Origin of the sequence: Actinomadura sp. NPDC048032, from assembly GCF_040653175.1 — a bacterium.
GTDB classification, from domain to species: Bacteria; Actinomycetota; Actinomycetes; order Streptosporangiales; family Streptosporangiaceae; genus Spirillospora; species Spirillospora verrucosospora.
The window spans coordinates 1-3,859 of the sequence record NZ_JBEZJP010000589.1; the positions used below are offsets into that span (position 1 = coordinate 1).

Annotated in this window: 5 protein-coding genes; 1 reads left to right on the forward strand and 4 read right to left on the reverse strand. The window is 73.7% G+C overall.

Going from position 1 to position 3,859, the window contains the following annotated elements; genetic code table 11:
* A partial coding sequence (locus tag AB0C69_RS39455; protein WP_360361358.1) for a hypothetical protein occupies nt 1-197 on the forward strand: 197 nt, incomplete at its 5' end.
* A gap of 36 nt (nt 198-233) precedes the next feature.
* On the opposite strand, the gene AB0C69_RS39460 is transcribed toward AB0C69_RS39455, so the two are convergent.
* From AB0C69_RS39460 to AB0C69_RS39475, 4 genes are read right to left on the reverse strand one after another with little or no spacing between them, the layout of a single operon-like run.
* Nucleotides 234-773 carry an NAD(P)H-dependent oxidoreductase gene (locus tag AB0C69_RS39460; protein ID WP_360361361.1) on the reverse strand — a complete coding sequence of 180 codons (540 nt, stop codon included), beginning with the start codon at nt 771-773 and terminating at the stop codon, nt 234-236.
* Between the two features lie 48 nt (nt 774-821).
* Nucleotides 822-1,295 (reverse strand): flavin reductase family protein, encoded by a 474-nt coding sequence (locus AB0C69_RS39465; RefSeq protein WP_360361364.1) that lies wholly within the window; start codon nt 1,293-1,295, stop codon nt 822-824.
* Nucleotides 1,292-2,464, reverse strand: coding sequence for an LLM class flavin-dependent oxidoreductase (locus AB0C69_RS39470; protein WP_360361367.1), 1,173 nt, complete (start codon nt 2,462-2,464; stop codon nt 1,292-1,294). The genes AB0C69_RS39465 and AB0C69_RS39470 overlap by 4 nt, the downstream gene beginning before the upstream one ends.
* Nucleotides 2,465-2,515: 51 nt before the next feature.
* Nucleotides 2,516-3,724, reverse strand: a complete 1,209-nt coding sequence (locus AB0C69_RS39475; protein WP_360361370.1) for an SfnB family sulfur acquisition oxidoreductase — start codon at nt 3,722-3,724, stop codon at nt 2,516-2,518.
* Between the last annotated feature and the right edge of the window lie 135 nt (nt 3,725-3,859).

Consider the following 3,859-nt stretch of genomic DNA (forward strand, 5'->3'; position numbering starts at 1 on the left):
GAGGCGCGCCTCCTGCGCGGCCTCCCGCAGCGCAGGAGATCCTCAGCCGATTCGACACGCCGCTGGCCCAGGAGGCCGGGCAAGGGCTGGACTGGGTGGCCCAGGCCCGCCGGCAACGGCGGACGGACGCGGCCGGCGGCCGGGCGCGACACAGCACCAAGAAGAGCAAGGGGAAGCGCGGAAAGCGGAAGAGGTGAAGATGATCCTTCGCCGGGCCCGGCGATTCGGACGAGTCAGCTCTCAAAGGCGAGGGTCGGCGCCGAGGCGGTGAGGAGGGCCGCGATCTGGGGTGCGGCACGGTCGGCCCAGGCGTCGAGGAGCTGCTCGGCGTCGGGGAGTTGGGATTCGAGCAGGACGATGCCGGGAGTGGGGACGTGCGCCCCCAGTTCCACGAGCAGCGGCCGGAAGTGGGTCTCCACGGCCAGCGCGTGCTTGGCGTCGCCCATGACCAGCAGGGGCACTGCGATCGTCGTGGCGAGCGCGTGGCCGGGCAGGCGGTCAAGAAAGGTCTTCAGCAGCCCCGTGTAGGTGCCTTTGTACGTGGGGCTGGCGGCCACCAGGACGTCCGCGCCAGTGACGGTGTCCAGAGCCGACTCGACGGCAGCGGAGGAGGCGGCCGGCAGTTCTGGCGCCAGGGCCGCCAGGTCGATCGTCTCCCCCAGCGTCGCGTTCTCGATGCGGTCGGCGATGGACTGCGCGGCCTGCAGGGCGGCCCGGTGCGTGCGGGACCGCGCTCGCGGATTGCCCACGAGCGTGATGATGTTGTTGGTCACCTGTTCTCCTTGGAAGTGGTCTCGGTCGGTCGGCGGGAAGGCCCGGCGTCAGGTCAGGCGCCGGAAGGCGCTGGCGTGGAAGACAAGCGGCGGGGTGCCGGGGACGGCGTCGAGGTCGTGCACGCGGAAGACGACGATGTCGTGGTCGCCGGACCGGACCTGCTGCTCGATCGAGCAGTCGAACCAGGCGGCGGCGTCGTCGAGCAGGACGCAGCCGTCACTGGTGGAGCGCCAGTCGACCCCGGCGAAGCGGTCCGGGGCGCGCGAGCCGATCCGCCGCCCCGCGTGCTCCTGGTGCGCGCCGAGAACGCTGATCCCGATGCGCGGAAGGGGGCGCAGCAGCGGCCACGTGGTCGAGGTGTGCGCGACGCAGACCGACACCAGCGGCGGGTCCAGCGACACGGGGACGAACGAGCTGGCGGCGATCCCGACGGGCCGGTCGTCCACGAGCCCCGCCACCACCGCCACGCCCGTCGGGTAGGCGCCGTACACCCGGCGCAGATCGAGTTCCACCGACGTCATCGTGTGGTTCCCTTCGGGAGGAAGGCATTGTGCCCGGCGCCGGTACCGCCCCCGACATGGAAGAGCCCGTGCCGGTCGAGGTGGGGAAGCACTCCCTCTCCGAACCAGTACAGCTCCTCCAGATGGGGGTACCCGGACAGGACGAACTCGTCGATGCCGATGCCGGCGTACTCGGCGATCCGGTCGGCGACCTCGGCGTGCGAGCCGACGAGCGCCGTCCCCGCGCCGCCGCGGACGAGCCCGACCCCGGCCCACAGGTTGGGCCCCACCTCCAGCGCGCGGGGGTCGCGCCAGGTGCCGTCGGCGCGGCTGCGCTCATGCAGGTCGCGCATGCGCCGCTGGCCGGTCGACTCGCTGCGGGCCAGAGCGGACTGCGCGGCGGCGACCGTCTCCTCGCCGAGCGCGTCGACGAGCCGTCCCGCCTGCAGCCATGCCTCCTCGGCGGTGTCGCGGGTGATGACGTGCAGCCGGATGCCGAAGCGCGGCTTGCGGCCCCGGGCGGCTGCGAGCCCGCGAATCCATTCGATCTTGCGGGCCACCGCGTCCACCGGCTCGCCCCAGGTCAGGTAGACGTCGGCGTGCTCGGCCGCGACCGGTCCCGCCGCGGCGGACGAGCCTCCGAAGTACAGCGGCGGTACCGGATCGGGCCGCGTCGGCAGCCGCGCGGCGTCGATGTCGAGGTGGGCGCCGCGGTGGGTGACGGTCTCGCCGGCCCACAGCCGCCGCACGACCGACAGGAACTCGTCACAGCGGGCGTATCTCTCGTCCTTGGACAGGTGGTCGCCGTAGGCGCGCTGCTCGTGATCCTCACCGCCGGTGACGACGTTGAGCAGCAGCCGTCCGGGAGCGTGCGCGGAGAAAGTCGCGGCCATCTGCGCGGCCAGCGTGGGGCTGACCAGCCCGGGACGGAACGCCACGAGAAACGCCAGCCGCTCCGACTCGCGCGCCAGCATCGCCGTCGTCAGCCACGCGTCCTCGCACCAGGCCCCGGTGGGGGTGAGAGCGCCGGCGAAGCCGAACTCCTCGGCGGCGCGCACGATCGACGACAGGTAGCCGACCGAGGCGCGGCGGTCGCCGGCCGCCGCGCCGGCGAGTTGCCCGTGCCCGCCGCCCACGATGAAGCGCGAGTCGCCGTAGGTGGGCAGGAACCAGTGAAGAGTGAGGGTCACAGTGTCTTTCCTTCCTTCCGCCCCGTCTCGGGCGCCGCCCGGGAAACCGGGTCAGATCTGGCCGTGGCGCGGCGGCGGAGTGCCCGACAGCAGCCAGCGGCCGACGTGCTGCACCTTCCAGCGGGCCGGGTCGTGAAGCGTGTGCGTGCGCGCGTCCCGCCAGTAGCGCGACAGGTTCAGCGAATCGGCCGCCGACCGCGTCCCACCCAGTTCGAACAGCGCCGACGACGCCTCCAGCGAGGCTCGGGACGCGGCGACCTTCGCCACGGCCGTCGCCACCGACGCCCGTGCGGTGGCGTCGCCGGTGGGCTCGCGCTCGGCCGCGTCGATCGCTTCCGCGGCCTCGCGCAGCAGCGCCTCGGCGGACCGGACGGTGATCTCAAGCTCGCCGGCCTGCTGGACGGTCAGGGGGTCCGCGGCCGCGGTCTCGGCGCCGCTCTCGAACCACGGTCGTGCCTTCGCCACGGCGGTCACCGCGGCGTCCAGCGCGCCGCGGGCGATGCCGGCGTCGAGCGCCGCGTGCAGCACCTGGGCGCGGGCGCCGTAGGTCGTCGGCCCGTCGAACAGCGTGCTGTAAGGGACGACCTCGCCGCCGTCCACGCGCACGCCGAGAAGCCGGACCGTTCCGCTCGCGGTGGTGCGCTGGCCCATGCCGTCCCAGTCGTCCTCGACCGTGACGCCTTCGGCGCCGCGGCGGATGTACGCCAGGGCCTTGCGCGGGAGGCCGTCCGGTAGCGGCGGTCCGTCGGCGAGAACCGCCCGCACGACCAGCCAATCCGCGAACAGCGCTCCCGTGCTGTAGTACTTCTCGCCGTCGAGGGTGTACCCGCCTTCCTCGCGGCGGCGCAGCGTGGTCGCGTCCTCGGCCGCCGTACGCCCGCCCCGCTCGGACTGGGCGTTGGCGAAGCGGGCGCCGGCCAGGGCCTCGGCGAAGTACCGGGCCTGCTGCTCCTCGGTGCCCTGACGGCGCAGGGCCTCCAGGAACACGAAATGGCTGTGCGGGATCTGGGCGAGGCTCGCGTCGGCCGCGGCGAGCGTCCGGAACACCTCCGCGAGGGTCGCCACGTCCACCTCCGCCCCGCCGAACCGCGCCGGGACGGTGACGCCGAGGAGTCCGGACTCCGACAGCTCCGCGACCTCGGCGGCGGGCGGTCGCCGGTCGCGGTCGCGGTCGCCCGCTCGCTCGGCGAACGAGGCGGCGAGCTTGCGTGCGGTCTCCACGGCCTCGCCGCCGGAGCGGATCACGTGCGGGGTCGTCATCGGCCCGGTCCGGGGTACACGAGCACGGTCGTCGTCATGGGTCTCCCTTCGCGGACCCGGTCCCCGGCGATCGGCTGGCCGCTGGATCCTCCGCTGCACGAGCACATCCGCTCGATCTGCGAGCGGCTCGACGGC